This is a genomic window from Dellaglioa sp. CoH-56-MRSF-11 (assembly GCF_056782135.1).
Genome location: NZ_JBXAYE010000013.1, coordinates 1 through 1,690 on the forward strand (window position 1 = coordinate 1; position 1,690 = coordinate 1,690).

2 protein-coding genes are annotated in these 1,690 nt (G+C 38.3%); both read right to left on the bottom strand.

The genetic code is table 11. From position 1 onward, the window contains the following. Positions 1–54: 54 nt before the first annotated feature. A complete protein-coding gene (locus AC1RPT_RS07580; RefSeq protein WP_481761993.1) occupies positions 55–972 on the bottom strand; it encodes an IS3 family transposase in 918 nt (305 codons plus the stop codon). Next, entirely contained in the window at positions 945–1,619 is a 675-nt protein-coding gene (locus AC1RPT_RS07585) for a transposase (RefSeq protein ID WP_481761994.1), read from the bottom strand. Before AC1RPT_RS07585 ends, AC1RPT_RS07580 begins: the two co-directional genes overlap by 28 nt. Between the last annotated feature and the right edge of the window lie 71 nt (positions 1,620–1,690).

The window sequence follows — 1,690 nt, forward strand, 5'->3', positions numbered from 1 at the left end:
TGTACTAGGCCCTGTCAAGTTGACGGATGAAATAATATAAAATTTAATATGTTTCTAAATGGCTTTATCCCAGTATTCATCTGGGGTAAGGCCATTTCTTTGTGTTGAGCGATTGTAATGATTAAAATATTCAATTCCTGCTTCAACCAATTTCATAAGTTCTTGATAGGTCTTTGGCAGTGGCTGACGTGCCATCCATCGATTTTTAAATTCATTCCACCAACGCTCCATTGGAGCGTTATCGTATGGCGTTCCTGGTCGGGACATACTTCTAGTTACTTCATATCGATCAAGAGAACGATTAAATAGTTTTGAGGTATAAGCTGAACCGCGATCGGTGTGCACCATGGGGTGTACACTACCAGCACCTGAAAAGGCCTGCTGAAATACCTGGATTTCTGCTTCACTAGTTTCTGTAGGACTTAGATTATAGGCTAAAAGTCGCCGACCATAAAGATCTAAAACACCACTTAACCGAATTTTATATTCGCCATTTATGCCATATGAAAGCTCTGTTGAATCGGCCAACCAAACTTGGTTAGGTCTACTCACACTAAAATTTTGATTAAGAAGATTATCTTGGATATATTGTTCTGATTGTTTCACACGATTATGCTTCTTCGGATGTACTAAACATCGAATACCTAGTTCTCGCATAACTCGTCGAACCTGTTTGAAAGTAATGGGAAAATTAATTGATGTGTCAGCTTGTAAATTTACCAACATGTTTCCAGTACCAATCCCTTGTAGATTGAAATCAAACCAGTATTGGGTTCGCTCTTTAAGTTGTTTATTACGTGTCTCCCAAACTGTTTCTTGTCTTTTTAACCCTTTGTAGTAAGCCTGACGGCTAACGCCAACCATTTTTATAAGTTTTGTTATCGCACCATGCTTTTCTTGACTAACATTCTTAATCGCGTGATATGCCAGTCGTCTTTGCTTATTCACCCCTTGCGCTGAAGTTCCTGCCATTTTTTTATAAAGGCCGCATATAATTTTTGATCTTCGATTTGGCTTTCTAACTCGTGAATCCGTAGATTCGCTTTATCTAAATCTGTTAGTTCTGATTGATCTTTACGGTGACCACGATTATCGATTAGTGATTCATAACCACCTTGTCGTGCCTTAAGAACCCATGAACGGGCTTGTTGATAAGAGACACCGAAGTGTTCCGCAGTTTCATTATAACTATGTTTATCTTTGGTAATATATTCAACAATTGAAACGCGTTCTTCAAAAGAAGTTTTACGACTCATAATGGGAACCTGCCTTTTGGACGGTGACGCCGTCACCGTTTTATCCTCATTATACTTGGAAACCCAGTCTAATAGTTGTTTTTGTGATCGTAAACCAAACTTAAGTGCAACATCTGCTTGTGAATATTGACCCGTTAGATAAGTTAATACCGCTTCTAATTTCAGCGCTTTTGAATAGTGATTATTGTGGCGCGCTTCCTGTAAACCTTCAATACCATCGCGGTCATAGCGATCGACCCAACGTTTGAATAGATCTTTATTAATACCGTATTCTCGGGCAAAAGTTCTTCTCGGCATTCCGGACTTTCTAAATTCTTCGATAAACGTTAATTTTTCTAATGCTGAATACTTGGCTCTGGACATACAAAAATCCCTCCATGATTATCGGATGAAATTATATTATTTCATCTGACAACCATAAAGGGATTATTACA